The sequence below is a fragment of the Pseudomonas sp. 15A4 genome (assembly GCF_016925575.1).
Lineage (GTDB): Bacteria > Pseudomonadota > Gammaproteobacteria > Pseudomonadales > Pseudomonadaceae > Aquipseudomonas.
The window spans coordinates 801,179-827,935 of record NZ_CP068986.1; the positions used below are offsets into that span (position 1 = coordinate 801,179).

The window sequence follows — 26,757 nt, forward strand, 5'->3', positions numbered from 1 at the left end:
TTTGGGCTTTTAATTTTGCCATCGGATGACGAGACGAAGCACAGATATGGACATCGATTTGAACCCATCAACCGCATTGAGCGTACCTAGTTTTGGCTTGGGAAATTACGTGCTTCGCGAGATACGATCTGATGACATCCAGGCCGTTTTCGCAGGTCTCTCTAACCCAGGCGTCATACGCCATTACGGCGTGTCTTATCACAGCCTTGAGGCGACCGTAGAGCAAATGCGGTGGTATGAGCGGCTGTTGTCTGAGCGTCAGGGGATCTGGTGGGGTGTTGCAAGGCATGAAGACGACGAGCTCATCGGAGCCTGCGGATTCAATGACTGGATACACGAGCATCGCAGTGTCAGCTTGGGATACTGGCTACTGCCTGCCTACTGGAGGCGCGGAATTATGCAAAAAGCGTTGCCGGAGATTTTACGGCATGCTTTTAGGCATATGAACATCCATCGGGTGCACGCAGATGTTGAGCCCGAGAATGCAGCCAGCTTCCATCTTCTCCGTAAGCTCGGGTTCATTCACGAAGGAACCTTGCGCGACGTCGAATACAAAGAAGGACGCTATGTCTGCCTACATCAACTGAGCCTCATACAAAGTGACCCCACAGCAATGGAGCTTCATGGCCCGAAGATTGGTTGATCGCAGATCCGGGCGTCGCCACTTGCCTCGGGGCTCGGCGTGAACTGAACACCGTGCCGCCGGTGCCGGTGCGGTGATTAAAAACACGGAACTAAGGAACCTGGTAATTCTCCGAATAAGTGAACTTCGTCACATTTCGGGAAAGGAACCGCCCATGCCACACTCCGCTCATTATCGAATCGACTACGTGCACAATGGTGCCGACAAGAGCTTTTACGTCAGCGCGGAAACCATGAGCAATTCTGAGGCATGGCACTGGGCTGCAGTGGATTCGGGGGTTGCGCAGATCCCGAAATATCGCCGAGACAAGGTCAAGGTCGTTAGCAAGCCACTCGCAGAGCGGAACGGTATTGTCCAGGTGCAGTGGTCGCACGCTTAGAGGGTGTTCGTCGGCTGAGGTTAGACCGACCAAGCGGCAGAATTCCTCCAAGTTATTCAGTGAGGCACTGCGGCCTCTAAGAGCGTCCAGATTGGCGCATCATCTCCATACAGCTTCTACTGAGTCTGCTTAGTCGCGACCAGATCTGCATTAAGTCATCTCAGCAACGAAATCAGCCGCTGTCCTGCGCGCATCAAAAAGTAGCCGATAATCGTGAGGAACCTGTTTGTCGCCTTATTGATAGAATGGCCGCAATTTTTGACCTGCTTGCCATCGTCTACAGGGTCTTGGAAGCGTACAAATTTTTAGCAGGTAGCCTTGGATAACCCAGTATGTCTGTGATTCCGCCTGATGGTCAGCAGCTTTTTCCTTGTCTACAGCCCCGCCAAATCCTCGCATCCCCCCATAATTGGCGGCGGTGAAATGGGGAATCGTGTGAGAGGAACCGATTGGTCGCTAACTCCCTTGGGCGATTACGACAGTTGGCCGGTCTCTCTACGCACCTCGCTGTCCCTGGTATTGAATGCGAAGGGCATAGCCGCTTTGTACTGGGGCAAGCAGCAATTACTCCTTTACAACGACGCCTATGGCTTGGCCTTGGGTGATAGGCATCCGCTTGCCTTTGGCCAACCCATGCCCGAGGTACTGACTGATCTAGCTCCCGTGTTAAGTCCTCAAGTCGCCCAGGTGCTAGCAACAGGGGAAGGTTTTGCCATAGAAAATTTGTCCATGATCATGCGCCGTCACGGTCGAGACGAAGAAACGATCTGGACTTACAGCTTTTCGCCCGTTCAAGGCGAGGAAGGTGGGTTTGCAGGTGTGCTGCTTTTGGCCACGGAAATGACTCAGCAAGTGTTGGCAGACCGGGGAAGGGATAGGGCTGAAATCGCCCGCGCACTGGCGGTGTCTCAACTCCTCGCGCTTAACGCTCAACTCGAAGATGAAGTGAATCAACGCACGGCTGATCGCAACCGACTCTGGCTATTGTCCTCAGATATGATGCTTCAGTGCACCTTTGAGGGGGTTATTACCGCAGTGAATCCTGCGTGGACACAGTTGCTCGATTGGCACGAATCAGAATTGCTCGGCTCCAGCCTGTTAGAACTGATCCATCCTGAGGACTTGGAGCGTACTCATGCCGGCGTCAGGGAGTCATCTTCAGGTCATGCCTACTCTCGGTTTGACAACCGTTACCGTCACAGGGACGGAAGCTACCGCTGGATTTCATGGTCTACTCAGCCGGATGCTTATCACATCTATGCTGTAGGGCGTGATTTTACAGTCGAGTACGACAGGATGAAGGCTTTAGCCGCAGCAGAAGAGGCGCTGCGGCAGTCGCTGAAAATGGAAGCTGTAGGGCAGCTTACCGGAGGCTTGGCCCATGATTTTAACAATCTGTTAGCCGGTATATCAGGCTCACTGGAGCTCATGGAGCTTCGAATACAGCAAGGACGTTTCGACGATCTTGCTCGCTACCTGGCCGCGGCTATGGATGCCTCTAAACGTGCAGCATCGCTTACGCATCGCCTGCTTGCTTTCTCGCGTCGCCAGGCCCTCGAGCCCAAGCCTATAGATGGCAACCATCTCATTCGCGGGATGACGGATTTTATCCAACGCAGTATTGGCCCCGCCATAGAGTTACAGGTAATCGAAGGTTCACAACTGTGGCCGGTCCGCGTAGATGGTCCTCAGCTAGAAAATGCACTGCTGAATATCTGCTTGAATGCCCGTGATGCTATGCCAGATGGGGGAAGATCACTGTCGCGATTGCCAACGAATGGCTCGATGAGTCGCTGTTGCCCCCTGGTAATGCCTCGAAAGAAGCTGGTGAGCCCTACATTGTCTTGCGTATTTCAGACACCGGGTCAGGCATGTCGCCGCAAATCGTCGCTCGTGTGTTCGAGCCCTTTTTTACGACTAAGCCTATTGGTCAAGGCACGGGGCTTGGCCTTTCCATGGTGTACGGCTTTGTTCAGCAGTCCGGTGGACAGGTCAGGATCGCGTCCAAAATCGGCGCAGGGACCACCATCAGTATTTACCTGCCTCGCTATGATGGTGAGGAGGTTCATGACGACACCACACTTTCTGCGCCAAACCAGCCTGCATCCGCGCGAAGCGCTACGGTGCTGGTTGTCGATGACGAGCCTACGGTACGGATGCTCATAATGGACGTTGTGGACGACTTAGGTTTGTCTGCTATTGAGGCAGGTGACAGCCTTTCTGGACTCCAACTGCTGCAGTCAGATGTGCCAATTGACCTGTTAATCACCGATGTAGGGCTACCGGGAGGCATGAACGGCCGACAGTTAGCAGACGCTGCGCGTCAGTTCCGAGCTAAATTGCCCATCCTTTTTGTAACGGGCTATGCTGAAACTTCAGCGCTTCGAAACGACCAGCTTGAGTCAGGGATGACGATCATGACCAAGCCCTTTTCCATTGACCTCATAAAGGCTCATATCCAGTCGCTGCTGGATAAAGCGTAAGTTGATGTGGAGTCCCAGAGCAATTCAGACCAGTTTCCATCATCGATCGCCTTGTACTCCGTATCTGACCTTGAAGGTAGGAGAATCCATCGGTCCTATCTGCGGCGGTCTTAAATTTTAGTCGCGCTGATGTGGGCATGATCAGCCACCCCGGAGCGTCTCGTCATCCTTCAAGCTCCAGCTCATCCCTTCGGTGCCGCCGCGCAGTTGGCATGCCATCCAGCCACTATGACGTTGTAAAAGTTCTTCGTGACGCCTGCGTACGTAGTCAGGCGCTTAACGATGGGATCTTTCCCGATCGAACGTCTGCAGTATGTAACTTTCCTGGTGATGGTGTTGTCAAATGGCCATCATGTCTCTGAGCGGTCGAACGCTGAAGATGCTGATAATCAGACGAACCAAATCTTAGCTGAGCTAAGCCGCAGTTTTGCCCTGCGCAATCAACGAGAGTCAAACATGTCCTACCAGATCAAACAGCCCGCGGGCTTTTCAAGCCTCCCACTCAGCCACATCAACGCTCTGGAGCTCTCGCCGGAGCTGCATAGCATGGCGGATACTCTGTTGTACAAGATCCATAAGGCAGACTCGCTCGAGCAACTGAAGTGGACGCATGGCCGAGCGGATGGATTTGCTTTGGGACTGAATGTGGCCGGGCGGTTAACCCTCTGGCAAGCCGACTATCTAATGGCGTGTTATGCCGCTGCACGTGAAAAATGCGAGATCCAGCTCAAGGCAATAACCGATGCTAGCCAGTGCAAGGCCGCAGTTTTTTCTGAGACTGCCGCGCTTAACGCTGCTATCTGAAAGGAGCTTCATCGGGATTGGTGCGCCTGGCTTCTGTCCGACAAAGCTTCCCCTTGTTCCACGGCGAGCCACTCGTTGGTTTTACAGTGCCGTGGAAAGACCTCCTATCGGTAGGAGGTTCAAGGATTGCTGAGTCCAATCGTAAAAGATGCGGAGTACCTAATCGAACCAGCTAGCCTTGGCTGCATACGGACCTCGTATCTGTTCGCATTCCCATGGCAGCCACTTTTTGGCCAGGACTAGCTGGTAGAATCCCGTCGGTTTTTCGATGAAACTCTGAGACGTCACATGAACAAAGAATTGACCGAAGAAGAGATGCGTCAAGCATTGTTCGGGAACCCTCAAATATCCCCGCGAGTAAGCCTGCCATCTTTGACAGAGGTCGAAGCGGACATTATTGCTGCGCCCATCTCAAGGGCGGTAAAAAAGAAGCCTGCCAAGACCTTCACCCCGAGGCTGCTGGTCACACTCCGCGTAAGCAACGAGTTTGAAGGCAAGACGTATGAAATCCTACATGAGGCCGATACCCTGAGTACTCTACTGGCGGAGCAGGAAGCCACAAAGGCAGCCAGGAGGAAATACCGCTATGTGGAAGTCGTATCGGTCAAGTCGATGTAACTGAAATGCACGACACACCGTCATGACTGCTCGCTGTTGGCTAGAGACCTTCGGTGCGCATCGCGCCTGATTCGATGCAATCGGGCCGAGAATCCGTTGCATCCGCAACCCCGTGCTCTTGCTAGCAAAGCGCCTAAGAAATGGACCATAAATGGACCTTTCCAGGTCATCAAGGACGTGCCGGAGAAGGGATATGAAAGCCGACATTAGCGATGCGCCTGAGCGAATCATCCGAGGGCATCACAAACATAACGTCCTCTATATGGCGATCTGTGTGCTAATCGCGAGCCTGGCGACGGTAGCTACACTTCAGTTGATTGGCCGAGCCCCACGCCTCGACTCAGCATACAAGCGGACGGAGAGCCCGACTGGACGAGAAGAGCAACTGACTGTCGTAAATCCGATGCCGCCGAGGCAGGACCTCGATTCATCATGGCTTCGAGCATCATCGGAAATCCGTTCACCAGACAACGCGCCTAGGCAAACGGTTTTCAATGATCAGAACTTCATTCCTAGAGGCGCTGACAATGTGGTCGCTTTTCGAGTTAGCTCCGATGTTTCGCCAAGGCCAGAGGCTCCGAAGAAACCGAAGTTGACGATCGTCCGGCAGTCGCCGAGCATGAAAGAACGTGCGTGCTGGCCTTACAGACAGGGAAGTATCGAATCGCGAAATTGCCACGCCTCAATCGGCCTGAAGCATCGTGACTAAATGACCAGGCGCAGCGAAACCATGTCTGTCTCGTCACAGACGGCTGCGGGTCGGAAGCAGACGGTCGAGGCTGACCGCTTTTCGACCCAGAGCAGCCGCTCCGACTCAGGGCCTTTGCCACCTGCTACCGCTACCTGCGTGGAACGGGATTTCTGTTAAGCCGCGCGGCTATTTTCATAAAGTGGCTATGTGGCAAAGAGTGATCAGATTTTGTCAATTTTGCACTGCGGAAAGAAGCTTCAGAGGCCCAGGGCTCACCCCCGCAGAGGTCCAGAACTTATGAGAGGAAAGGGCGGTGACTGCCTCCAACATTCGTATTGATCGTTATGCGCAAGGTGATGAGCAAGGCATCGTCGAGATGATCGTGCTCATTCAGAGGGGGAGTTTGGCATCAACATTTCGGCGCAGGATCAACCCGATCTGATGGAGATCCAGACGTTCTATCAGACCGGCGCGGGGGATTTCTGGGTGGCAAGGTGTGAGGGGGAGTGATTGGCTCGATCGGCTTAAAGGACATCGGTAACAGTGAGGCGGCATTGCGCAAGATGTTCGTTGCCGCGCCTTGGCGCGGCCGTAAGTACGGTGTGGCACGGCAGTTATTGGAATGCTTGCTTGATGCTGCTCAGCGGCGAGGATTGCAGCGGATCTATCTTGGGACTACGGCGAATTTTCTGGCGGCCCATCGATTTTATGAAAAGCACGGATTCGAGCTCGTCGAGAAGAACGCGTTGCCAGCGAGCTTTCCGCTGATGGCGGTTGACACGCGATTTTACGTATTGCGTTGCCAGCGCTGAGCTTTCTGCTTTACCAGGTCTGGCCGCCATCATGTTTCGATGCAGTTGGCCGGATCGAAAAGCACCCATTCGTCTTCGTCCATGATCTGCATTGCTCGCAGCGAGCCGTTCGTAAATTCCAGTCGGTATTCTTCGACAGCATCGCGAATGTCGAGCCATCCGGTATAGCTCAAATCGCCCACAGGCCGCTCGCTGACATTCTGGGTGCAGACACGGACCAGACGGCCTGAGGTCGTTACCTCGTATCGGTCTTGCGTGCATTCGAGGTCTGTCGTCTGGAAGTTGCCGCCTGCGCGTCCGTTTGGCAGGCGGTAGCTGAAAATGACTTCGTCGTACATTTCCATAGATTTCCCCTTAGTATTTGAAGAACTCTAGACGGCAAGCATACCTCTTCCGGACGTGGCGTTCAGGCGTCCAGCGATTGGTGCAAAGCGCGGTGTACAGGAGAGACTTGCCCCGGGATTGAGAGTCATGTTGCGGGTATAGTGCGAGCTCGAAGATGTATTCTGTATTGAAAAAACTGCGGGAGGCCTCTGCTGTATCTCGCGGCGCTTGCGCCCGTAACCTTCGCAGCCCGGCAGAGCGACCCTTTTGTGTCCTGCTATCTGCCTTACAGTTTTTGTGGAGGTCTGGCCACACGCTGACTGTGTTCGAGCATGCTCGATACTTGGCTGGCGAGCGACTCCAAAGTAAACGGCTTTGTCAGCAGCTGCATATTGGGGCCCAAAAATGAGCCCTTGCCATGGCTCCCTCTGCATAGCCTGTTAGAAACAGGACGGGCAAGCCTGGCCTCAGTTGCTGAAGAATTTCAGCGAGTTGACGGCCATTCATTCCTGGCAAACCAACGTCGGTGACCAGCAGGTCGACATTTCCCAGATCATTGAAGAGAGCCAGGGCCTCCTCGCCATCCCGTGCCATATAAACCTGGTAGCCAAGCTCAGTTAGTACTTCTCCATTGATCAAGCGCACCGAATCATCATCCTCTACCAAAAGAATGGATTGGCCATGCCCTTTGCTGATTTCCGAGGAAGCCATCGATTGCTCCGCTTCGACCTTTTCACGCTCTGGCAAGCAGATCGACACGGTTGTCCCCACCCCGACCGTGCTTTCAATTGAAAGGCACCCGTTACTTTGATTCGCAAAACCATACACCATGGAAAGTCCCAATCCCGTACCCTGGCCGATAGGCTTGGTCGTGAAAAAAGGCTCAGTGACCTTGTCCAGCATATCCTTCGGGATACCAAAGCCCGTGTCCCGCACCTTCACACATACGTGCCGGACAGGACTCCCTTGCATTTCATCCTCAACGCAGGTCGCAATCGTTAACTTCCCTCCGTGGGGCATCGCATCACGCGCATTAATGACCAGATTGAGAACGGCGTTTTCCAATTGATTGGCGTCTGTAAAAACCCACGGTTCTTCCGGGCACAACTCAAACTGGATGAGGACTTGTTCCGCGACGGTTCGCAGCAGCAGATCGGCGAGTGAATGAATGAGTGCGTTGACCGAAACGGCCTTCTCATCCAGCGACTGGCGCCGGGAGAATGCCAGCAACCGATGAGTCAGCGAGGCGGCCCGCTGGGCTGATGTCAGGGCGGCATCCATGAATCGTTCGACCCCTCCAGTCGCCCTTTGCTCATCCGCAGCTTTATGAGATCGAGCGCGTTGATGACCCCTGTGAGCATGTTGTTGAAGTCATGAGCGATCCCGCCAGTCAACTGACCCACGGCTTCCATTTTCAACGATTGCCGCAATTGCTCTTCGGCACGCTCACGCTCTGCACTTTCGGCTTTGAGCTGCTCCATTGCAGCACTCAGCTCTCGTGTTCTTGCTTCAACCTGGATCTCAAGTTGTTCATTGAACCTGCGCAAGGTGAGCTCAGCTTGCTTTTCTTCATTGATGTCGACGATGACGGAGGCGGCACCAATGATGGAGTGTTTTTCGTCGTATAACGGGACTGCACTGACACGCATCCAGGATTCCTGACCTTCATCCAGGCGATGATAAAAATCCACTGCGGTCGCAGTCTCTCCCCTTAAAGCCCTGGCACCCGGAAACATGACGGGTTCAAGGCGGTTACCTTGCGCGTCAAGGCCTACCCATTTCGAAGCGCCATCTGGCTGTCTGGAGGGGATAATGTCTTGCGGTACATACCGCCGGTACAAGGGATTGCTGACGAGCGAGGCGCCTTGCGTGTCCATGAAGCACACCCCGACAGGAATGTTCTCCAGCAAGGTGTGCAACCGACCCCGTTCTTCAGCCAATTCTGTGAGGCTTTCCCGCATCTCGAACTGACGCATGCGCGATCGCCAGGCGGCGGCAACCGTACTCAGCAACGAGGCCGAGCTGAGAGGGCGTTCAAGCACCATGACATGCCCCGCAGCTTTGGGCAGCCTGCCTCTGGCCATCTCGGTGTCTCGTCCAGATCGGCCTTTGTTTGACGCGAGCAGAATGATGGGGATCTCAGACCAACCTGGTTGAAGATCCAAGGCCCTTTCGAGGCTGAGCACATCCCCCTGTAGGCACTCCTCAGTAAGGATCACCAGGCCAGTCTTTTCACCTACAGCAGATGAAAGGTCAGCAATATTGTGGTGAATTTGAAGCGGGTAATGATCTCCAAGCAGTCTGCTGAGACTGATTGCATCGCCTTTGAAAGGAGCCACAACCAGCAGGGTCTTTCCCTCAGCAAATCGCTCAATTTCCACGCTGTCGCTCTTCCATGAGGGGCAGGTCGTCACCAAAATACTCTGGCGTTCCAGTCAACACGCCACGGAATTTGACCAATGGATCCCCGACACGCACACCTTTGGAGTCGATGCGAAGCTCTCGAATCGCATCCTCATGGGCGCCGCTGCGATGTTTCAGGACCGAAATAGCCTTGCGAAGCCGGCCCTGCGCTTCGAAGAAGCGAATGAGGATGACAGAATCTGCGACGTAGGAAATATTGAGATTGGTTGACATTGATCCCACCAGACCGTGTTGCGGATTGATCAGGAAAGTCACAACCCCAAGCTGGCTCAAATAGGAAAGCAGCTCGTGCATCTGCAGGATCAATTGTTGTTCCTGCGGCATTGCGGCCATGTAGCCGTTGAGACTGTCGACGACGATCATGGTGCTTGCACGCTCCTCAACCTCGTTACGCACTCGCCACGCGAATTCGCCAGGCGAGATTTCGGCAGGATCGATTTGCTGAATGACCAACCGACCACTCGATACGTGATGGCTCAAATTCATGCCCATGCTGTCGCCACGTGAGAGCAGGGTAGCGATCCGCTCATCGAACTCATAGATCGTGCAGTTTTCGCCCCTGGCGCAGGCAGCTGCCAGATACGCCAGGGCTATGGTGGTCTTGCCGGATCCGGCAGGGCCTGTAACCAGCGTGCTGGTACCTCTCAAGGGACCGCCCACTAACAGATTGTCCAGTTCCGTAACACCGCTGGCCACTGGCGTGGCATCGAATGGAACGTGACGCCCGGCGGCAATCAGTCTTGGGTATACCTCCAGGCCACCTTTACGAATGGTGAAGTCGTGGAAACCTGCGACGAAGTCAACGCCTCGTAATTTTTGCACCTGAAGCCGTCTGCGGGCAGCACCGAAGTCCAGGGTCTGCCGTTCAAGCGTGATGACGCCATGGCACAGGCTATGAAGATGGTTGTCGCGCTCGCCATTGGAGCCCGTGAGATCGTCCACCAGCACAACGGTGATGTCGCGCCCGGCGAAGTATTGCTTCAAAGCCAGCACCTGGCGTCGATAGCGCAGGGGGTCTTGAGCCAGAAGGCGCATCTCCGAGAGGCTGTCGAACACAAGCCGCTTGGGCTGGAGTTTATCAACCCGCTGCTGAATCAGCCTGATGGTGTCTCCAAGCTCGGCTTCCCACGGGTGGAGGATCGACTGCTGGTACTCATCGCCCAGCACTCCTTCCGTAGAGGAGAACTCGAAAAGGTCGATACCCTCCAGCGACCACCCATGTGAGCGCGCGACGCTGTCAAGCTCCTCGCTTGTTTCTGAAAGCGTGATGTACAGCACCGGCTCGCCACACCTGAGGCCCTCCAGCAGGAACTGAAGACCGAGCGTGGTTTTGCCTGCGCCGGGCGTTCCCTCAAGCAGATAGAGCCTGTTGCTGGGAAGTCCCCCCTGAGGATCGAGTCGAATCCAGCATTGCCGGTCGAGACCAGCGGACGCAGTGGGGGCATATTTCTAACCTCAGAGGAGCTGTGTGTGGGCAAGCGGCTTAAGTATGAGGCTGCCGAATTCCCGCTGCTACGGAAAGCCAGGTGCTTCGCAAAATAAGTTGAACTTCCTGACAGGCTTGTACCCCCTAACCACGGATTTCTTCTGTGTAGCCAAGCATGCGCCGAGGGAATCTACCGCAGTTTGCCGCTAACTGAGCATTGTCTTGAAAAGGATCGGTGAATCGTTAGCTAACTCCATTAGGGCCTTCCAGTACCTGCCGTACCTTCTTCGCCAGGTCGGTGGGCACGTAGGGTTTGGATATCACATCAAACTCGTTGCCCCCCGCATCCGTACGCTCTAGCGAGTTCTCGGAATAACCAGTTGTCAGCAACACCTTTAAGCTGGGATAAAAACGCTTGGCTTCCCGGGCCAGCATCACACCGTTCATTCCACCAGGCATGATCAGGTCGGTAAAAAGCAGATCAAATTGTTCTCCTTTGAGAATGGCAAGTGCCTCCTGGCCGCTGTAAGCCAGTCCGCACGTATAGCCATATTCTTCCAAGACCATTCTGGCCAGTTCCGCGACGTCCGGACGGTCTTCCACAATCAAAACCCGTTCTCGGCCTGATGGCTCGACGATCGCCTCCATGACGGGCAGGGTGTTGAGCTGGCTGTCATCCGCAGGGAAATACATCCGAATCGTTGTGCCGATGCCCTCTTCGGAATAAATTCGGGCCGTTCCTCCGGATTGCTTCATGAATCCGTACACCATGGAAAGCCCCAATCCGGAGCCCTTTCCTTCATCTTTTGTGGTGAAGAAGGGGTCCATCACCCGGCTGACGATGGAAGCCGGCATACCAGCGCCGTTGTCAGTAATAGCCACGCTGACATAACGTCCAGGCATCAGCCCGTCATATGACATTGAGGCGAGGTTCTGAATTTGTACGTTCTTGGTCTCCATGGTCAGAAGTCGCTGCTGCCGTGATTCCATGGCATCACGAGCATTGATGAATATGTTCAGCAACGCGACCTCTGTTTGGGTCGTGTCCACCCTGCAATTCCACAGATCGCTTGCCAGGGCCAGCCTGATGTCAGTACCGACCAACGTGCGCTCGGCCATCTCCTGCGATGAGGTGATGATGGCATTCAGGTTCACCACACGGCCCTGAAGCTTCTGCTTGCGCGAAAAGGCAAGCAGCTGTTGAGTGAGCGTTTTCGCCCGTTCAGCAGCGTCTCGTGCGTTACTTGCGCTGCGCAGAATCCGCTGCTGATCGTAATGCGGTTTATCGGCGGTACGCTGGATCATGTCCAGATAGCCAATCATCACCTGCAGCAGATTGTTGAAGTCGTGTGCAATACCACCGGTGAGCTGGCCCAGCGCTTCCATTTTCTGAGCCTGGCGCAACCCGTCCTCGGCATCACGCCGGCGGCTGACATCCAGTTGCGAGGCAAAGAAATAGATCAGCTCACCGGACTCGTTGTACACCGGCGAAATAAAAAGCGCGTTCCAGAAGGCCGAGCCGTCTTTCTTGTAATTCACCAGCTCAACAGCCACTTCGATATTGGCAGCGATGGCCTCACGAACTTGCTTGACTGCAGCTGGATCGGTTTCGGGCCCCTGCAGAAATCGACAGTTGGAGCCCACGATTTCATCGCGGCTGTAACCCGTCATGTCGATGAATGCGTTGTTCGCGAAGATTATCGGGTTATCAGGCCGTTTGGGGTCTGTGACGATCATCGGCATGCGCGTGGTCTCCACGGCAGCGAAGAAGATGTTGTGATCTGATCCGCTGATGTCTCCGGTGGAGCTATCGTTTACACGTGTTGGGTGACTCGCCATCGCTGCTCCGGCCTGTATCAAGCAGTACGCTATCTGTGAATAGTCTGTATATATGAACAGTCTTTAATGCTGTGGTGCAAGTTTTTGACAGATCGCATGCAGTTGATCGATTTCGAACGGCTTGGGTAACCAGTGCACGTGATGACCAGCCAGTGATTCAGCAGTAGCGTGGTAGCCGGAAGCGACGACAACGGGCGTCGAAGGCTGAAGCCGATGGACGCGCCTAACCAACTCAATGCCATCAATCTCTCCTGGCATCTGCAGATCCGTAATCAGTAGCCGCGGAGGATAGCCGCAGTTTTCGATAAATCTCCAGGCAGCATCGGCATTGCTGAAAGGCGTAGCCGTGTAGCCATACATCTCCAGAACGTCGATTACCAGATTCAGGATCAGACGCTCGTCTTCAACAACCAGGATGGAGTCCATTCGCAGTAGCTCTACAGAGGAGGAGTGTGTCTGCTCCGACAAAATCTTCAGTGGTTGATTCCTAATAAGCGAGTGGAATTTGCCGGCCGGTCAGTCCAGTGCTGTGGTTAAACTCATGGAGTTCCGACAGTCCGGATGCCTGTATAGAAAAAACGGTTACCGACTTATGCACGGCGGGTCAGTCAGTTAGGCTAAGGCATTTTCCGTTCAGTCTCTTTGCTGTAGAGAGAAGCGCTATGGCCCACCGTCTGCTCAACTCAGCCTCCGATCCGCAGCGTCTCATTCGTGCCTTGAGGCTGAAGCAAGACCTACAGCAGGGACTGCTTACGTGTCTGGAGCAAATCTGGTCTGCAGACTCCGTCATTGTCTAAGTCAAGCTCATGGCCGCGCCCTCGGTGTCAGCACTGGCCTCGGGTTAGCGCATGCTGTAACTCCGGAACAGTTCAAGGTATTAGCTGAAGCCTATTTGCGAGCTTTCGACGTTCGCCTTGCAATGTTCATGCACCAAAGCTCACGTCCGTCGCTCGGAGGTACTTGTGAGCTTTAGACTGTCCAGAAAAACTGCATTTCAAGGTTTTTTCAGGTTGTCGATAGCCTTGAATATCAACGCGAGCGGCCTTTATGTTCAACACCCGGTTAAAAAATAAAATCCAGCAATTGGAGAAACGGCTGGTGGCTCTAGAGCAGGTAAAGGCCACACTGGATCTCGAAACCGTGTCCGTTAGTTTGGACGCGGAAGGTGTCATCCTGCAGGTGAACGCCTTGTTCGAGAAAGAGTTGGGATTTACCAGGGCAGAACTGTCCGGCCGTACCCTCCGTGAACTCAGTCCCCCTGAACTGCATGGAGATGTACATCAGCGCCGGGCTCTCGACGCAATTGCCCAAGGCAAGCATTACAGCGGCACGCTGCGCCTTTGCAGCCGGGATGGTCGACATGTCTGGCTACGGACAATGGTGATGCCTTTTACAGGTGAAAGTGGACGTGCCGAGCAGATCGTTTTGTATTCCAGTGTGCTGACAAGGACCATTGAAGCCTCAAGGGAGAATGAGGCGCTGGTGGGGGCAGTGATGCGCTCCACAGCTGTCATCGAGTTTTCCCTGAACGGAGCCGTGCTGACGGCCAATCAGAATTTTCTGAGCGCTATGGGCTACACGCTTCCCCAAATCCAGGGCCAGCATCATCGGATCTTTTGCCTGCCGTCCGAAGCTGAATCAAAAGAATATGAGCAGTTTTGGCATACCTTGCGACAGGGGGCGTATGTCACTGGAAGGTTTTGCCGAGTGGATAAACTTGGCAAAGAGGTATGGCTGGAGGCTTCCTACAATCCAATCGTGGACGCTAATGGCAAGCTCTACAAGATTGCCAAATTAGCTACCGTTATTACCGACCAAGTCACTCGTGAGCGTGCGGTCTCTGAAACAGCCGGCATGGCCCACGGCACTTCGGTTCAGACCAATGCCAGCGCACAGCAAGGCCGAGAAGTCATTCAGAATACCGTCACGACCCTTAATACTCTTTCGGCTTTGATGCAAGACGCTGCCCATGGCATTGAAGCACTCAATACCCAAAGCCAGGCAATCGGCACCATTGTTGAAACCATCGGCAGCATCGCGGACCAGACCAATCTGTTGGCCTTGAATGCAGCGATTGAAGCGGCACGCGCCGGGGAGCAAGGCAGGGGTTTTGCTGTTGTCGCCGACGAGGTCAGAAATCTGGCCCTTCGAACCACAAAAGCAACTGGAGAAATCGTCGAGGTTGTGAAGAACAATGAGCTTTTGGCTTCCAACGCCGTGACGATGATTGGTAAAAGCAGGCAGCAGGCCGAGGCGGCTTTGGATTTAGCAAGCGAGGCGGACGACGTGATCAAGGACATTCAACAAGGTGCCAACAGCGTTGTTGCCGCTGTTGAGCAGTTCTCCGGGCAAGCTGGGTAGTCTTAGCTTTGCGATCGTGATCCTGCCCCCTGATTGAGATTCGGGGCTTCGCGCACAGCTGGTAAATACCCTTGCGCAGCAACACGCGGTGTTCGGCCACTCGCATGCATGGCAGTCGCTGAGCGTAATCTTCCCTAGGCTCTTTAGGCAGTGGGGACGCATGGCCGAGCGGATGGATTTGCTTTGGAACTGAATGTGGCCGGGCGGTTAACCCCTCTCCCAAGCCGACTATCTAAGGGCGTGTTATGCCGCTGCACGTGAAAAATGCGAGGTCCAGTTCAAAGCTAAAGCAGATGCTAACCAGTGTCAGGCTGCAGTTTTTTCTGGAGAGGCCGTGCTTAACGCCGCTATCTGAGAGGTGTAAGCCCCAAGCCCTGCACGGCCGTCTCCAACTTGGCTAGGGCTTCTTCGCATTAGTGAACGCATCAGTACTTCTTATGAGCTTGAGGCCACTTCCTGGCTCAGAGATGCTTCTTGGCTTCCTTGTCTAAATGCTTGTCGGCCTTATGGCGTTCGTCATTATCATGTTTCACGCCTTTATCAACTTCACTGGCGTCGTGCCTGACGCCTTTATCGACTTCGCCAGCGTCGTGGTCGACGCCTTTGTCCAGCTCTCGGTTGTCATGGCGAATACCTTTGGCCACGTCGTCTTCGGCAGATGCGAATGGGATAAGAGAGCCGGTTAGTAGAAAGGCGATCATGGCAGATGAAACGAGCTTGCGCATGGTGGAACTCCTGAGTGAAAGGCGAGGTTTCCAAACCTCATCGCTTTGAGGCTAGACGATTGTGCTAAAAACGAAAGGTCTATAGTTGGTCAGGCACTTCAACCCGTTGGCACTGATCACGACAAACTGCTCAGTCCCAGCGGGAAAGCTGTCCATGTTGTGAATTTCTTAAAAATCGCTGTTTGGCACTGCCAGTGAAGGGAATCTTGAAATAAAGGCTGGATAAGAGGCCAAGCCTATACGCGAAAACGACGGATTCGTTCGTTGAGTCCGACCGCCAGTTCCGACAATTGCTGGCTGGCCGCTCGCGTCTGTTCAGCCCCGGCTGCCGTCTGGACCGAGAGATCACGAATTCTAAACAGATTGCGGTCGACCTCGCGGGCCACCCGAGCCTGCTTTTCGGCCGCGCTGGCGATCACTAGGTTTCGCTCGTCAATACCTGACAACGACTCGGCAATGGCGGACAGAGCAAGGCGTTTGTGCAAGTAGAGAGATGCAGCGTCGAGGATTGTACGATAGATGGAGATCAGCCGTCGTAAGGATCCCCTTTGTTGGATCAGGCTAATGGGCCCAACAGACCGAGAGCAACAGCAACTCCACCGAGGTGCTCAAGTAACCGCCGCAGTTTCGCGAATGTCCACACCTAGACGACAAGCTGATCGACGAAATCGTCTAGAGGGTTACCCAAGGTGTCGCTCCTCTTGCTGGCCGCTGTAATCCAGGGCTCAAGTCTCCTTGGATTACAGCGATTACTCGGACATGAGAAAATGCTGGGGTCAGACGCGTTCAGTAGCAAATGTCTACTTTTTCTTTTTGTCTGGGGTTTGAGTCAGTGCCGAACCAGCGACTGATTTTTCTGCAGCAGAAGATTTATCGTCCTTCAATTGCTTACCTGCTTTTGACGCTACGCCTTTGCTGGTTTTTTCATTGCTAGCCATATTGAGCCTCCAGTAGGTGTGCCGGTGATGGCACTGTTTCTCTTCTAATGTATAGCTGAGCGGCTGGCTTTAGGCGAATCATAAACAGGACTTTTTGGAAACTGCTTACATCAGCAGGTGCTGGCACCACTATTTGTCCTCTGTTAGTAGTTGACCTTTTAGAGTCGGTAATCCGGTCATTCCTCCGGCGGTTCTACCGGCAATCGTAGATTCGCGCCGTGGTGATGTTGGCGAAGGGGAAACTGCGCAGCAAATGCACAAGGATACTGGGGCACCTACGATCATCTTTGGCTCTTGATATCGTGCAGCAGCTCCGGCTGGTGGCTGCTTACGGTCGATAGCTGTCGGTCATGGGTGACCGCTTTCGCCCCACAGCTGCCGTCCAGCACGCACACCGTAGCGATTGCGTAAGCTAAAGTTGCGTGCGGATAGCCCGGTTGCTCAGGCAGCGTTAGCCCACGTGGTCAATGTCAATAGTGGCGTGGCCAATGAGGACCACCTCTGCCTTATCGGCAACCACCAAATCTGCATTGGTGATCAACTGCGTGTAGTCGAATCCGGCTAGCGAGACCTGGAAAGCGTGCCCATCGGCCCCCGCTTCGCTGCTGCGCAGGTAGGTACGATCAGTGTTCTCATCGTAGGTCATGCGCAAGGTACCGTCACGGCCGTCTCCCAAACCGGTCACGCCGAGCGCAGCGACGTCGAGCTTGTCCTGGCCCCAGATGAAGTCAGTGATCAGGTCGCTGCTGCCGGCATAGCTGTCGGCGCTGCTCGTGAACACGAACCGGTCGTTGCCTGTACCGCCAGTGAGCTTATCCGCGCCTAATCCACCGGTCAGCACATCGTCGCCGGCGTTACCCTCCAGCGTGTCGTTTCCGGCGCCGCCGGCCAGCGTGTCGTTGCCCCAGTAGCCATACAGGATGTTCGCCTTGTCGTCGCCGGCCAGATTCACTGGTGTGATCGGCTGCGGGGTGGTCACGGCGGTCGCGTCACTGGGCGGGGCGAACAGTACGGTGCTGGCATTGAGCTCACTGACGTGGTTCCCGCTGAGCAGAATTTCGAAGCGGTTGCCGTTGGCATCGGGCTCCAGCGATTTAAGCGCGGTGGTATCGCCGGCCAAGTTGAGGACCACCTTCAGCGTACCATTGTAGCCGTTGCCCAGCCCGGTGAAGCTCAGCGCGGACACGTCGATCATGTCATGGCCGCTGCCACTGAAGTCGGTGATTAGGTCGCGGCTGCTGTAGCTACCACTGGCATCATTACGGTAGCTGTCGCTGAGCCGGGTATACACGAAATTGTCGGCACCTGCTCCGCCGCTCAGGGTATCGCCGCCGGCGCCGCCGAATAGCCGGTCATTGCCCGCACCTGCTTCGACGGTATCGCGGCCAGTGCCGGCCTTCAGGGATTCGCTGGCGTGTGTGCCTTCGAGCAGATCGTTGTGCGAAGTGCCGTTGATCAGCGGCTGGAAGTTGGCATCGGTAATAAGGCCGCTATTGGCCAGAAACTGCACGGCAAAATGTTTGCCATTACCGTCTCGCTCGTAGCTTTCCAAAATGTAAATGCCGCGCAGAGGCTCGCTACGGATGTGCAAGGTATCGCCATAACCATTGCCTAAATGACTATAGCCCAGAGCCGACACGTCGAGGATATCGTGGGCGGGATCGAAATAGTTGATGGTGTCGGTATACTCCCCTCCGTCCTTGATATAGCTGTCGCCGAGGCGGTCGAAGCGGAATACATCATTACCAGCCCCGCCGTCCATACCGTCGTATCCGGCACTGGAGACCATCACATCGTTGCCCCCCGCTGACTAGCTGGTCGTTGCCGCCCCCACCCATTAGCAGTTCATTGGCCAGCCCACCACGTATGTAGTCATTGCCAGGAGTACCCTGCACGATGAGTTCGATCGCGTTCTTGCTGACCTGGCTACTGGCACTTGTGACCTGTAAATCCGTATAGCTGGTGACTTCCTTGATGCCGGAAATTTGGGTCATACCTGCTCCTTATCTGCGGTTGGTCCACAGCACGTGTGGTGTAACGCTATTAACGCCGTTTCGTTGCGGGCAATGGGCCGGTATCGACGAAGCGGCGATAAGAAGCGGGTCAATACACATCGTTACGCGGTAGCCTTTAGTTGTTTGACATTCGATGCCAATGGCCGCTTCGGGTCGATAGCGGCCCCCAAGGACCTTGGGTTTTGTCAGATTCCGGTACTAGATGGTGTCAACGCAACGCCTCTTAATTCGTATCGGGAAGGCTGGCCAGCTGATCGAGCAGTTGGGCACCTACAGCGTCGAATCGCAGATGCGCTTTATCCCAGAAGCCGCATGACAGCTCGTACTCGTACAGTGGCACGATCGGCAGTCGATGGATCTGCCAAAGGTGCCAGAGCAATCCCTGGCCCACCCCTGACGCTGATGCACGACCTTGATCTTGTTGATGTACATTCGGATACAACGATGACGGTTCGACGATATTGCTTGCTACCTGGCCGCACTGATACCGCTGTAATTGACCCTTGTTCTAAATTTATGTTTTTCATTGCCGATGGCTTCCGTACAGAACGCAGAAAGTTTCTGCGTTTGCCCTTCGGAGTTGCACCGTGAACCTACGTTCTTTAAATATTGCGCCCCGTGCCGCCTTGTGTTTCGGTTTAATCACGCTGCTGGTCATTGCCCTTGGCGGCTTCGCATACGTGCAGCTAGGGAAGCTGCGTGGCACCGAGCAGGACATCGAAAAGAACTGGCTGATCAGCGTGCAGACCGCTGACGACATCCAGATCGCGCTGCTCGGCGCGCGCCTGGAGAGCATCCGTCTTCTGGCGACTTCGAATCCCCAAGAGCAAGCGACCGCCGTGCAGCACCTGGAAGACGCTAAGCGCATCCTCAACGAGCGCACCGACTTCTACCGCAATAACCTCATTTCCGACCCAGAAGAAGGGGCCAAATTCGAGGCCGCAGCGGCGCTGATGAAGACCTATCTTGATGGGCTGCAACGCGTCGTCGACCTTGACGCTACCCAGCATGAGCAGGCCGTGACATTCGCCAACACTGAACAACGCGACCGTGCCGCAGCGTACCAGGTCAAACTCAATGAGTTGCGCCAGCACAATACCGACGGCGCTGCAGCAGCAGGCGTGACCGCCACTGAGGTGTATGCCCACAGCATCACCATCGTCGATAGTGTGGTACTCGCCGCGCTGGTGCTGACGCTGGTGCTCGCCACCCTGCTGACTCGCAGCATTGTCCAGCCTATGAGCGCCTCGCTGAAAATGGCCGAGGAAATCGCCGACGGCGACCTGCGTCTTATCCTGGAGGTTAAGGGTAATGACGAATCTGCGCGGTTGATGCGCGCGCTAAACACCATGCAAGGCAACCTGCGAAGCACCATAGAGCAGATCTCCGATGCTTCCGCACAGCTCAGTTCCGCCGCAGTAGAGATGACTTCCATCACCGAGAGCGCCAGCCTCACCCTGCAGCAGCAAAACAGTGAGATCGAGCAGGCCGCCACGGCGGTAAACCAGATGAGCGCCGCCGTCGATGAGGTCGCGCTTAACGCTAACTCCACCTCCGAAGCGGCCAAGGACTCCACACGCGCTGCCGCCACCGGTAACCAGAAAGTCGACGAAACCCTACATGCCATGCGCAGTCTAACGGACCGCGTGGAAATGACCTCTGAACAGGTGCAGGGCCTCGCTGGTCAGGCGCAGGACATCAGCAAGGTGCTGAGCGTGATCCGTGCCATTGCAGAACAGACCAACCTGCTGGCTTTGAACGCCGCGATCGAAGCGGCCCGCGCTGGTGAGCAAGGCCGAGGCTTCGCCGTGGTGGCCGATGAGGTTCGGGCGCTGGCTCATCGCACACAAACCTCAACTCTGGAAATCGAACAGATGATTTCAAGTATCCAAGCAGGCACGTCACTGGTTGTGGATTCGATGAGCAGCAGCACCATCGAGGCACACAACACGCAGCGCACTGCCGACGAAGCCGGGATTTCACTGAAAGTCATCGCCGACTCGGTGCAACTGATCAATGACCGCAATCAGCAGATCGCCACTGCCGCGGAAGAGCAGGCTCATGTAGCTCGCGAAGTAGACCGCGCGCTCGTGAGCATTCGCAACCTGGCGCTGCAGAGCAGCGAAGGCACGCAGCAAACCCTGGCCGCCAGCAATGAGCTCTCGCAGCTGGCGGTGAACTTGAATCAGATGGTAGCGCGCTTCAAGACCTGAAATTAGCGTTTAGTCTAGTATGGAAAGTGACCTACCAATGATCAGAACCTCATTCCTAGAGCCGCTGACAATGTGGTCGCTTTTCGAGTTAGCTCCGATCTTTCGCCAAGGCCAGAGGCTCCAAAGAAACCCAAGTTGACGATCGTCCGGCAGTCGCCGAGCATGAAAGAATGTGCGTGCTGGGCTTATAGACAGGGAAGTATCGAATCGCGAAATGCCACGACTCAATCGGCCTCAAGCATCGTCACAGACGGCTGCGGGTCGGAAGCAGACGGTCGCGGCTGACCGCTTTTCGACCCAAAGCAGCCGCTCCGACTGAGAGCCTTTGCCACCTGCTACAGCTAGCTGCGTGGAACGGATTTTATGGTAAATCGGGACAGCTATAAGTTTACTGGTAGAGGTTGGACCTGGGCCCAGGTAGCTATCGACCAGGGCAGCATTTTCACAACGCCTAAGCCGGTAGCCGCCATCGCTCGAGGGCTACTACCGGCCGTCGCTGAGTAAAAACTCAACTCAATGTCCGAGATCAGTTGACCATTACACTTGGACATACCTTGAGTTAAGAAGCATAGGATTTAATAATCTGCATGTTTTAAAAAACGACAGCAATGGCAACCAAATTTTTCGAAAAAAATTCGAGAGAAATATGATTTATTCCCTTATTGTGAGATTGCACATTTTTTGATACTGTCTCCAGCTTATAAGCTCACATGCGATTGGTAAAAATGTCTAAAACGACTTCTACAGAGCGTGCTCAATCCAGCAGCCGTCCTGATAGCAGCACCGAGCGTCTTCTGGGGCTGCTGGGTTTGTTCACTGCTGAAAACCCAATTTGGACGGCCGATATGCTGATTGAACATCAGGGCCTCGGCCGGGCGACTGTATACCGTTACCTAAGGGCTCTTACCGAATCAGGCTTTCTCACATCAGTCGGTGGTAGCGGGTACGCGCTAGGTCCTAGGTGTGTTGAAATGGACCGTCAGATCCGCCTCGCTGATCCGCTTTTGCAGATTGCGCCGCATGCTATGGACAGAATCGCTGAGAAAGTGGGAGGGTTACAGCTCCTATGCAGGTACTACGGTACTCGAGTGCTTTGTATTCACCAGCAACAAACCGATAATCGAATTGAATCGTTCTTTCAGCGCGGCAAGCCACTTCCGCTTTTCAAGGGATCGCCGTCTAAAATTATCCTTGCCAACCTTCCCCTAGCGCGACTTCAGAAACTGTTCCTCTATCATCCAGAGGAGATCCAAACTGCCAACATGGGATCAACCTGGGTAGACTTTCGTGACTCACTGAAAACCATGAAGAAGCAAGGCTACTCTGTAGCCAGCGACTTCGATGCGGCACTGGTGGGCGTCTCGGCTCCTATTTTCGTTGGGCCGGATGAAGTGACGGGCAGCCTTTGCCTAGTTAGGCTGAAAGATGAGTGCACTACCGCGGATATCGAATACTTGGGTGTGCTTGCAACTCAAACTGCGAGTGAAATTACTGAGCAGTTGATGCATGCGCGTGATAGCTGAGGTGAATAAGGCGATCAGAGAGCTTGAGCGCCTTACAATCATGCTAGCCAACTACCTCATATTTGCTCAGTAGACTGCCAACCGCCATACTGTTCATTAGGTGGCTGAACATGCATCAGGTTAGCCTGAAGAAAGCCGCCATCCACGATCAGATCTTGCCCATTAATGAAAGAAGCGTCTTCACTAGCCAGGAACACAACGGCTTTGGCGATTTCTTGCGTTGTTCCCAGCCGCCTTAGCGGCACGGAACTGATCCGCTTATTAAGCATTTCAGCATTGGCGTAGTTCTCTTTGCTTAATGCTGTTTGGATAAAGCCTGGGCAAACGGCATTTGTACGAATGCCGCGGGGTCCCCACTCGACGGCAATATGGCGGGTAAGCTCTAGAACTGCAGCTTTTGTAGAACCATAGGGGGGACAGCCATTCGGTGAGTAGCCGGCAATCGAAGCGACGTTGATTATACTGCCGCTTTCTTGTGTCAGCATAAGCTTCCCGAAATGCTTGATGACCAGAAATGTACCAGTAACGTTGATGGCGAAGGCACGATTCCAAGCATCGAGTTCTAGACTCTGAATGGAACTAGCCCGAGGAAGAATTCCAGCATTGTTGACTATGACGTCACAGCGTCCGAAGCGTTCGGCAACCTGCTGTACTGCGTTAGAAACAGACTCTTCACTGGTGATGTCACATACGATGGAAAGCAACTCGCATCCAAGCGGTTCGGTGCGGGTTACAGCGGTACACAAGGCGTCGGCATTCACCTCAAGCAGTACGAGCTTGGCACCTAGGGTCGCAAATAGGTCAATGATTGCACTAGCTATACCACCACCCGCTCCTGTCACGACAACTACCTTCCCTACGAAGGTAGTACCGAAAACTCGCATTTCGCTCATATCTATCTCCTTGGTCCACATGTTGTATGCCCTCCTTCCTGCTTGCGGAGATGGCCCTTTTTGTCGGTCCCAATGGGGCATCGCCCAGCGTAAATGGCGGGCGATGGCAAAAATACTACTAACCAGTCGCCGCAAAGGAAAAGTATCACAATAAGAGACTTTTCTGAATAAGTCAATTATTGGGAATATCGTGAATTCCCGGATAAGGTCATGAGCTCTCCATGGTGATCCCTGCCCTCCTAGATTCGTGATATCACGCTGCCAAAATCGCATGCACACCTAGGTTTCAAATCATCAGGAAGCAGAAAAAGGGCGTTTGCTGGTGAAATTTCGTGAGATAGGTTGAGAGTCTCTCATAGAGAGAATATGATTCTGAATCTCATGGTGCGACAAAATGCAAACCTGCTTGTGCTGCCCATGGCGTACCACCTTTGCCAGCAGACGATGCTTGGATAATAAAGATAAGAGGGCAAACAAAATGCAGCACAAAGATACCGTTGTCGCGCTGTCCGAAACGGACGAGCGTGCGCTATTACGCAAGGTGACGTGGCGACTCATGCCCTTGCTGCTAGTCGGATATTTCTTCTCGTTCATCGATCGGTCGAACGTTGGCGTGATGGCGACACCGCTCTCCGAATCTCTGGGACTAACGGCCGCAACCTTTGGATTAGCAGCTGGACTGTTCTACGTGGGTTATCTGATTTTCGAGATCCCGTCTAATCTGGCGATTACGCGGTTCGGAGCCAGGATCTGGATTGGCAGGATTTTGGTCATGTGGGGCCTTATCACGATTTCGATGGCTTGGATGACAGGTCCAAACTCCTTCTATATCCTTCGAATTCTGCTAGGCGCCGCAGAAGCAGGCTTCTACCCAGGCGTACTGTTCTATCTCACCCTCTGGTTCCCGCGCCACGCACTACACGGGGCTTATTCTTTGTTTGCTCTCTGCGTGCCATTTTCGTTAGGTGTCGGAGCAATCGTCACATCGAGCTTGCTGCTGCTAGATGGAAAAATGGGGCTGACAGGCTGGCAATGGGTGTTCATTCTCGAAGGGCTGCCTGCAGCAGCGCTGGGCGTTTACTATTTTCTTAAGCTACCGGCTCGCCCTGAAGAAGCGTCTTGGCTAACTCCAGCTGAAGCCCAGTACCTCAGCGCTCAGGCCTCGCGCCCAACAGACAGTCAACATGGTGAGCTGTCCCACATCGGCACCGTCGCGATGAAAGGAGCAACATGGATTTTCACCCTACTATATTTCTGCATGGTGATCGGCTTCTGGTCCGCAACGTACTTCTTGCCAAGGATTGTCCAAGAACGCTTTCATGTAGATACCGTACATGCCGGTATGATCTCTTCAATGCCTTGGATCCTCGCATTCGTTACTATTTGGGTTGTATCCAAGACTGCTAAGGCCACAGGTGACCGCCGTTGGCACATGCTCGTCCTGCTCTGTATGTCCGGAATCGGAATGCTTATCGCGGCGTATACTCAATCTCCGATTTTCGCCTTGGTCGGTATCGCCATGGCAGCTGCCGGCATACAGGGGTCGACACCGTTGTTCTGGACTATGCCCTCGACGGTTTTCCGAGGTGCTCTCGCCGCGGTGGCATTAGCTTTGATTAACTCCATCGGTAATATCAGTGGATTGGTAGGCCCTTGGGTGCTTGGGGCTCTGACGACGTCAACCGGGAACAGTCGCATGGGTTTGTATGTGATGGCAGGCTGCTTCTTCTTGGCATCGATTCTTGCTTTCGTGATTAGCACCCACGTTTCACGCCAACAGGCAAAGGGCGCTTACGATGTTCCTAAGCTTGAACAAGAAGTGGAGCCAACTGTTGATGGGAGAACCTCTCTTCAACCCTGAGCTGACTTAAGTAACTTCCAATTCACTATATCCTGGAAATCCAGAGTTATAAGGTTTTGATAAAATAATCGACTAATCATGATTTAGCGATATTTATACTCGGTTAAACTTCAATAAAAAATATTGCTGCATTCAGGCTAATAAAAGACCTGAATGTAGCAAAGATTTTATTGGAAACATAAAATTTTAATCACAATAAAACTTTTTATAAGTTAAAGTTTCACGGGTTCATAACTGAAATTTTTTAACCGTAAGAGCCTTTCACTGATACGAAAGAAATCTATAATTATTATATAATTTCTTAAATAGAAAATATTTAGAACTGTTACATATAATTTTTAAAATGAAAAATTAGTATATAACGTTAAATTTTGATCTGCATTCCGTGTCACAGGTAGCCTGTAGCTTTTAGCGGTAACAGATTGAGTAACTAACCTACATGTATAGGGATGGCGAAACTACGGATACATAACTACGGCCGAGCAGAAAAATTTCTGAGATTTAAATGTAATTTGTCTATTCGGCCCGATTGATATGTAGGACTGGGCGTGTCCGGCCAAAGCAACTTGCGAAGGTTGCCTGAATGGATTACTCCTACGAAATATAAGATCGGGCCGATACCCTATTCTCTATTAAAACTGCCAGGAATCAGAACAACTTTAATACGGAAAATATTTGAGGCTGAACCTATAGTAGAGGATAGCCTATAAGCATATACCGCCATACTGGTGCTCATGCCTCTGTGCATGCATCAAAGTCGTTTGGAGGAAGCCCCCATCGATTGTTAGATCCTGACCACTTACATAGGCAGCTTCGTCGCTAGCGAGGAATGCGACCATGAATGCGATATCTTCGGTCGTCCCGAGCCGACGCAGAGGAATCATTCCAAGCCTTAGGCTATAAAGTTCATCTGTGTATTGGCTTTCTGAAAGAGGTGTTCGAATGAAGCCTGGGCTTACCGTATTAGCTCGAATTCCCCGTGGCCCCCATTCGACAGCGGTATGCCGGGTAAGGGCGAGTACACCTGCCTTGCTAACAGAATAAGGTGCAGATGAGTTTGGACTGTGAGCAGCTGTAGAACCTATATTGATAATGCTCCCCTTACCTTTCGTTAGCATGTGTGCACCGAAATAGCGCGAGGTCAGGAACATGCTTCCCAAGTTAACAGAAAGGGCCTTTAAAACCTCTTCCTGAGGTACGCTTTCGAGAGGGCATGGTGGGGGCAGAATACCTGCGTTGTTGACGAGGATGTCGCAGCCACCCCAGGTACTCTTCACCTGTTCGGCAGACGCTTTCACCGCGATTTCGTTAGAAATATCGCAGGCGATACTAACGACCTCGATACTCTCCTTCATCAGAGCATCCTCAACAGGCCGCAGTGTTGAGATGTTCAAATCCAGCAGGACGATTTTGGCTCCCCGCTTACCTAATGTGCGGGCTATGGCTTGGCCGATCCCACCAGCTGCGCCCGTTACCACGGCTACGCGCGCTCGGAGGTCGTGGTTGGCAGCCGGCGCTGACATCGCTTGATCACTCATGAATCCACCTCTATCTGTTTTTGTCTTAATTCCCTCATTATGAGACATATCAAATTACTTTAATAGCGATACAATCTTATCAAGCTGGAATCCATCACATACGCAGTGTTGGCGCGCTCGTGCGCTGGTAGAAAGCTTCAGAGTGCCGCGCACTGGGTGTCTAAACCACGAAGGAAGCAACCTTGAGATATTTTTCGCCGTAATGGGGGACAGTTGCACGTGAGCTAAAGATACTGATGCGGCTCCC

At 53.6% G+C, this 26,757-nt stretch carries 19 protein-coding genes and 4 pseudogenes; 10 read left to right on the top strand and 13 right to left on the bottom strand.

What is annotated here, in order from left to right; all coding sequences use genetic code 11:
• Positions 1 to 46 precede the first annotated feature (46 nt).
• The 6 genes and pseudogenes from JN403_RS03565 to JN403_RS03590 all read left to right on the top strand — a co-directional run bounded on the left by JN403_RS03565 (position 47) and on the right by JN403_RS03590 (position 6,430).
• A complete protein-coding gene (locus JN403_RS03565) occupies positions 47 to 643 on the top strand; it encodes a GNAT family protein (RefSeq protein ID WP_205485378.1) in 597 nt (198 codons plus the stop codon).
• Positions 644 to 797: 154 nt separating this feature from the next.
• Positions 798 to 1,022, top strand: coding sequence for a DUF6555 family protein (locus tag JN403_RS03570; protein ID WP_205485380.1), 225 nt, complete (start codon positions 798 to 800; stop codon positions 1,020 to 1,022).
• Positions 1,023 to 1,535: 513 nt separating this feature from the next.
• A pseudogene (locus JN403_RS25850) lies at positions 1,536 to 3,505 on the top strand (ATP-binding protein).
• Positions 3,506 to 3,787: 282 nt separating this feature from the next.
• The gene (locus JN403_RS03580) at positions 3,788 to 4,309 is read left to right on the top strand and encodes a hypothetical protein (protein ID WP_205485382.1); all 522 of its coding nucleotides are present in this window, start codon (positions 3,788 to 3,790) and stop codon (positions 4,307 to 4,309) included.
• Between the two features lie 288 nt (positions 4,310 to 4,597).
• Positions 4,598 to 4,927 carry a hypothetical protein gene (locus JN403_RS03585; protein WP_205485384.1) on the top strand — a complete coding sequence of 110 codons (330 nt, stop codon included), beginning with the start codon at positions 4,598 to 4,600 and terminating at the stop codon, positions 4,925 to 4,927.
• A gap of 1,004 nt (positions 4,928 to 5,931) precedes the next feature.
• Positions 5,932 to 6,430 (top strand): annotated as a pseudogene (locus tag JN403_RS03590) (GNAT family N-acetyltransferase).
• 29 nt (positions 6,431 to 6,459) lie between these two features.
• On the opposite strand, the gene JN403_RS03595 reads toward JN403_RS03590, so the two are convergent.
• The 6 genes and pseudogenes from JN403_RS03595 to JN403_RS03615 form a co-directional block, all read right to left on the bottom strand.
• Complete coding sequence (locus JN403_RS03595) at positions 6,460 to 6,774, bottom strand: hypothetical protein (protein ID WP_205485386.1); 315 nt, start codon at positions 6,772 to 6,774, stop codon at positions 6,460 to 6,462.
• Between the two features lie 358 nt (positions 6,775 to 7,132).
• On the bottom strand, positions 7,133 to 8,035 hold the full coding sequence (locus tag JN403_RS25230; protein WP_240356799.1) for an ATP-binding protein: 903 nt from the start codon (positions 8,033 to 8,035) through the stop codon (positions 7,133 to 7,135).
• Positions 8,020 to 9,135, bottom strand: coding sequence for a PAS domain-containing protein (locus tag JN403_RS25235; protein ID WP_240356800.1), 1,116 nt, complete (start codon positions 9,133 to 9,135; stop codon positions 8,020 to 8,022). The genes JN403_RS25230 and JN403_RS25235 overlap by 16 nt, the downstream gene beginning before the upstream one ends.
• Positions 9,125 to 10,623, bottom strand: a pseudogene (locus tag JN403_RS03605) (ATPase domain-containing protein). The gene JN403_RS25235 and the pseudogene JN403_RS03605 overlap by 11 nt, the downstream one beginning before the upstream one ends.
• A gap of 224 nt (positions 10,624 to 10,847) precedes the next feature.
• The gene (locus tag JN403_RS03610) at positions 10,848 to 12,443 is read right to left on the bottom strand and encodes a histidine kinase famiy protein (RefSeq protein WP_205485388.1); all 1,596 of its coding nucleotides are present in this window, start codon (positions 12,441 to 12,443) and stop codon (positions 10,848 to 10,850) included.
• A 63-nt stretch (positions 12,444 to 12,506) separates the two neighbouring features.
• Complete coding sequence (locus JN403_RS03615) at positions 12,507 to 12,869, bottom strand: response regulator (RefSeq protein WP_205485390.1); 363 nt, start codon at positions 12,867 to 12,869, stop codon at positions 12,507 to 12,509.
• 621 nt (positions 12,870 to 13,490) lie between these two features.
• Here JN403_RS03615 and JN403_RS03620 point away from each other — a divergent pair.
• Positions 13,491 to 14,804 (top strand): PAS domain-containing methyl-accepting chemotaxis protein, encoded by a 1,314-nt coding sequence (locus JN403_RS03620; RefSeq protein ID WP_205485392.1) that lies wholly within the window; start codon positions 13,491 to 13,493, stop codon positions 14,802 to 14,804.
• Between the two features lie 461 nt (positions 14,805 to 15,265).
• Here JN403_RS03620 and JN403_RS03625 read toward each other — a convergent pair whose 3' ends face one another.
• From JN403_RS03625 to JN403_RS25250, 5 genes and pseudogenes are all read right to left on the bottom strand, one after another.
• Entirely contained in the window at positions 15,266 to 15,529 is a 264-nt protein-coding gene (locus JN403_RS03625) for a hypothetical protein (RefSeq protein ID WP_205485394.1), read from the bottom strand.
• Positions 15,530 to 15,765: 236 nt separating this feature from the next.
• Positions 15,766 to 15,999 (bottom strand): annotated as a pseudogene (locus tag JN403_RS03630) (methyl-accepting chemotaxis protein); the annotation flags it as partial.
• A 330-nt stretch (positions 16,000 to 16,329) separates the two neighbouring features.
• Positions 16,330 to 16,467 (bottom strand): hypothetical protein, encoded by a 138-nt coding sequence (locus JN403_RS03635; protein ID WP_166650636.1) that lies wholly within the window; start codon positions 16,465 to 16,467, stop codon positions 16,330 to 16,332.
• 451 nt (positions 16,468 to 16,918) lie between these two features.
• On the bottom strand, positions 16,919 to 18,229 hold the full coding sequence (locus tag JN403_RS25245) for a M10 family metallopeptidase C-terminal domain-containing protein (protein ID WP_275900176.1): 1,311 nt from the start codon (positions 18,227 to 18,229) through the stop codon (positions 16,919 to 16,921).
• Positions 18,210 to 18,461, bottom strand: coding sequence for a hypothetical protein (locus tag JN403_RS25250; protein ID WP_240356801.1), 252 nt, complete (start codon positions 18,459 to 18,461; stop codon positions 18,210 to 18,212). The genes JN403_RS25245 and JN403_RS25250 overlap by 20 nt, the downstream gene beginning before the upstream one ends.
• 608 nt (positions 18,462 to 19,069) lie before the next feature.
• Here JN403_RS25250 and JN403_RS03645 point away from each other — a divergent pair.
• Together JN403_RS03645 and JN403_RS03650 are read left to right on the top strand one after the other, a co-directional pair.
• Positions 19,070 to 20,695, top strand: a complete 1,626-nt coding sequence (locus tag JN403_RS03645; RefSeq protein WP_205485396.1) for a methyl-accepting chemotaxis protein — start codon at positions 19,070 to 19,072, stop codon at positions 20,693 to 20,695.
• Between the two features lie 971 nt (positions 20,696 to 21,666).
• Positions 21,667 to 22,218 carry an IclR family transcriptional regulator C-terminal domain-containing protein gene (locus JN403_RS03650; protein WP_240356802.1) on the top strand — a complete coding sequence of 184 codons (552 nt, stop codon included), beginning with the start codon at positions 21,667 to 21,669 and terminating at the stop codon, positions 22,216 to 22,218.
• A gap of 56 nt (positions 22,219 to 22,274) precedes the next feature.
• Here the strand turns inward: JN403_RS03650 and JN403_RS03655 are convergent, their stop codons facing one another.
• The gene (locus JN403_RS03655) at positions 22,275 to 23,111 is read right to left on the bottom strand and encodes an SDR family oxidoreductase (protein WP_205485400.1); all 837 of its coding nucleotides are present in this window, start codon (positions 23,109 to 23,111) and stop codon (positions 22,275 to 22,277) included.
• A 448-nt stretch (positions 23,112 to 23,559) separates the two neighbouring features.
• On the opposite strand from JN403_RS03655, the gene JN403_RS03660 reads away from it, so the two are divergent.
• Positions 23,560 to 24,972: an MFS transporter gene (locus JN403_RS03660; protein WP_205485402.1), complete on the top strand. Its 1,413-nt coding sequence runs from the start codon at positions 23,560 to 23,562 to the stop codon at positions 24,970 to 24,972.
• Between the two features lie 704 nt (positions 24,973 to 25,676).
• On the opposite strand, the gene JN403_RS03665 is transcribed toward JN403_RS03660, so the two are convergent.
• Positions 25,677 to 26,510 (bottom strand): SDR family oxidoreductase, encoded by an 834-nt coding sequence (locus JN403_RS03665; RefSeq protein WP_205485404.1) that lies wholly within the window; start codon positions 26,508 to 26,510, stop codon positions 25,677 to 25,679.
• Positions 26,511 to 26,757: the final 247 nt, after the last annotated feature.

Bases quoted from the DNA above. Each gene is read 5' to 3' on its own strand.
- JN403_RS03595 (WP_205485386.1), bottom strand. From the start codon at position 6,774: ATGGAAATGTACGACGAAGTCATTTTCAGCTACCGCCTGCCAAACGGA.
- JN403_RS03570 (WP_205485380.1), top strand. From the start codon at position 798: ATGCCACACTCCGCTCATTATCGAATCGACTACGTGCACAATGGTGCC.
- JN403_RS03610 (WP_205485388.1), bottom strand. From the start codon at position 12,443: ATGGCGAGTCACCCAACACGTGTAAACGATAGCTCCACCGGAGACATC.
- JN403_RS03565 (WP_205485378.1), top strand. From the start codon at position 47: ATGGACATCGATTTGAACCCATCAACCGCATTGAGCGTACCTAGTTTT.
- JN403_RS03650 (WP_240356802.1), top strand. From the start codon at position 21,667: ATGGACCGTCAGATCCGCCTCGCTGATCCGCTTTTGCAGATTGCGCCG.
- JN403_RS03625 (WP_205485394.1), bottom strand. From the start codon at position 15,529: ATGCGCAAGCTCGTTTCATCTGCCATGATCGCCTTTCTACTAACCGGC.
- JN403_RS03655 (WP_205485400.1), bottom strand. From the start codon at position 23,111: ATGAGCGAAATGCGAGTTTTCGGTACTACCTTCGTAGGGAAGGTAGTT.
- JN403_RS25230 (WP_240356799.1), bottom strand. From the start codon at position 8,035: ATGGATGCCGCCCTGACATCAGCCCAGCGGGCCGCCTCGCTGACTCAT.
- JN403_RS03635 (WP_166650636.1), bottom strand. From the start codon at position 16,467: ATGGCTAGCAATGAAAAAACCAGCAAAGGCGTAGCGTCAAAAGCAGGT.
- JN403_RS03665 (WP_205485404.1), bottom strand. From the start codon at position 26,510: ATGAGTGATCAAGCGATGTCAGCGCCGGCTGCCAACCACGACCTCCGA.
- JN403_RS25250 (WP_240356801.1), bottom strand. From the start codon at position 18,461: ATGACCCAAATTTCCGGCATCAAGGAAGTCACCAGCTATACGGATTTA.
- JN403_RS03585 (WP_205485384.1), top strand. From the start codon at position 4,598: ATGAACAAAGAATTGACCGAAGAAGAGATGCGTCAAGCATTGTTCGGG.
- JN403_RS03615 (WP_205485390.1), bottom strand. From the start codon at position 12,869: ATGGACTCCATCCTGGTTGTTGAAGACGAGCGTCTGATCCTGAATCTG.
- JN403_RS03580 (WP_205485382.1), top strand. From the start codon at position 3,788: ATGGGATCTTTCCCGATCGAACGTCTGCAGTATGTAACTTTCCTGGTG.
- JN403_RS25245 (WP_275900176.1), bottom strand. From the start codon at position 18,229: ATGGACGGCGGGGCTGGTAATGATGTATTCCGCTTCGACCGCCTCGGC.
- JN403_RS03620 (WP_205485392.1), top strand. From the start codon at position 13,491: ATGTTCAACACCCGGTTAAAAAATAAAATCCAGCAATTGGAGAAACGG.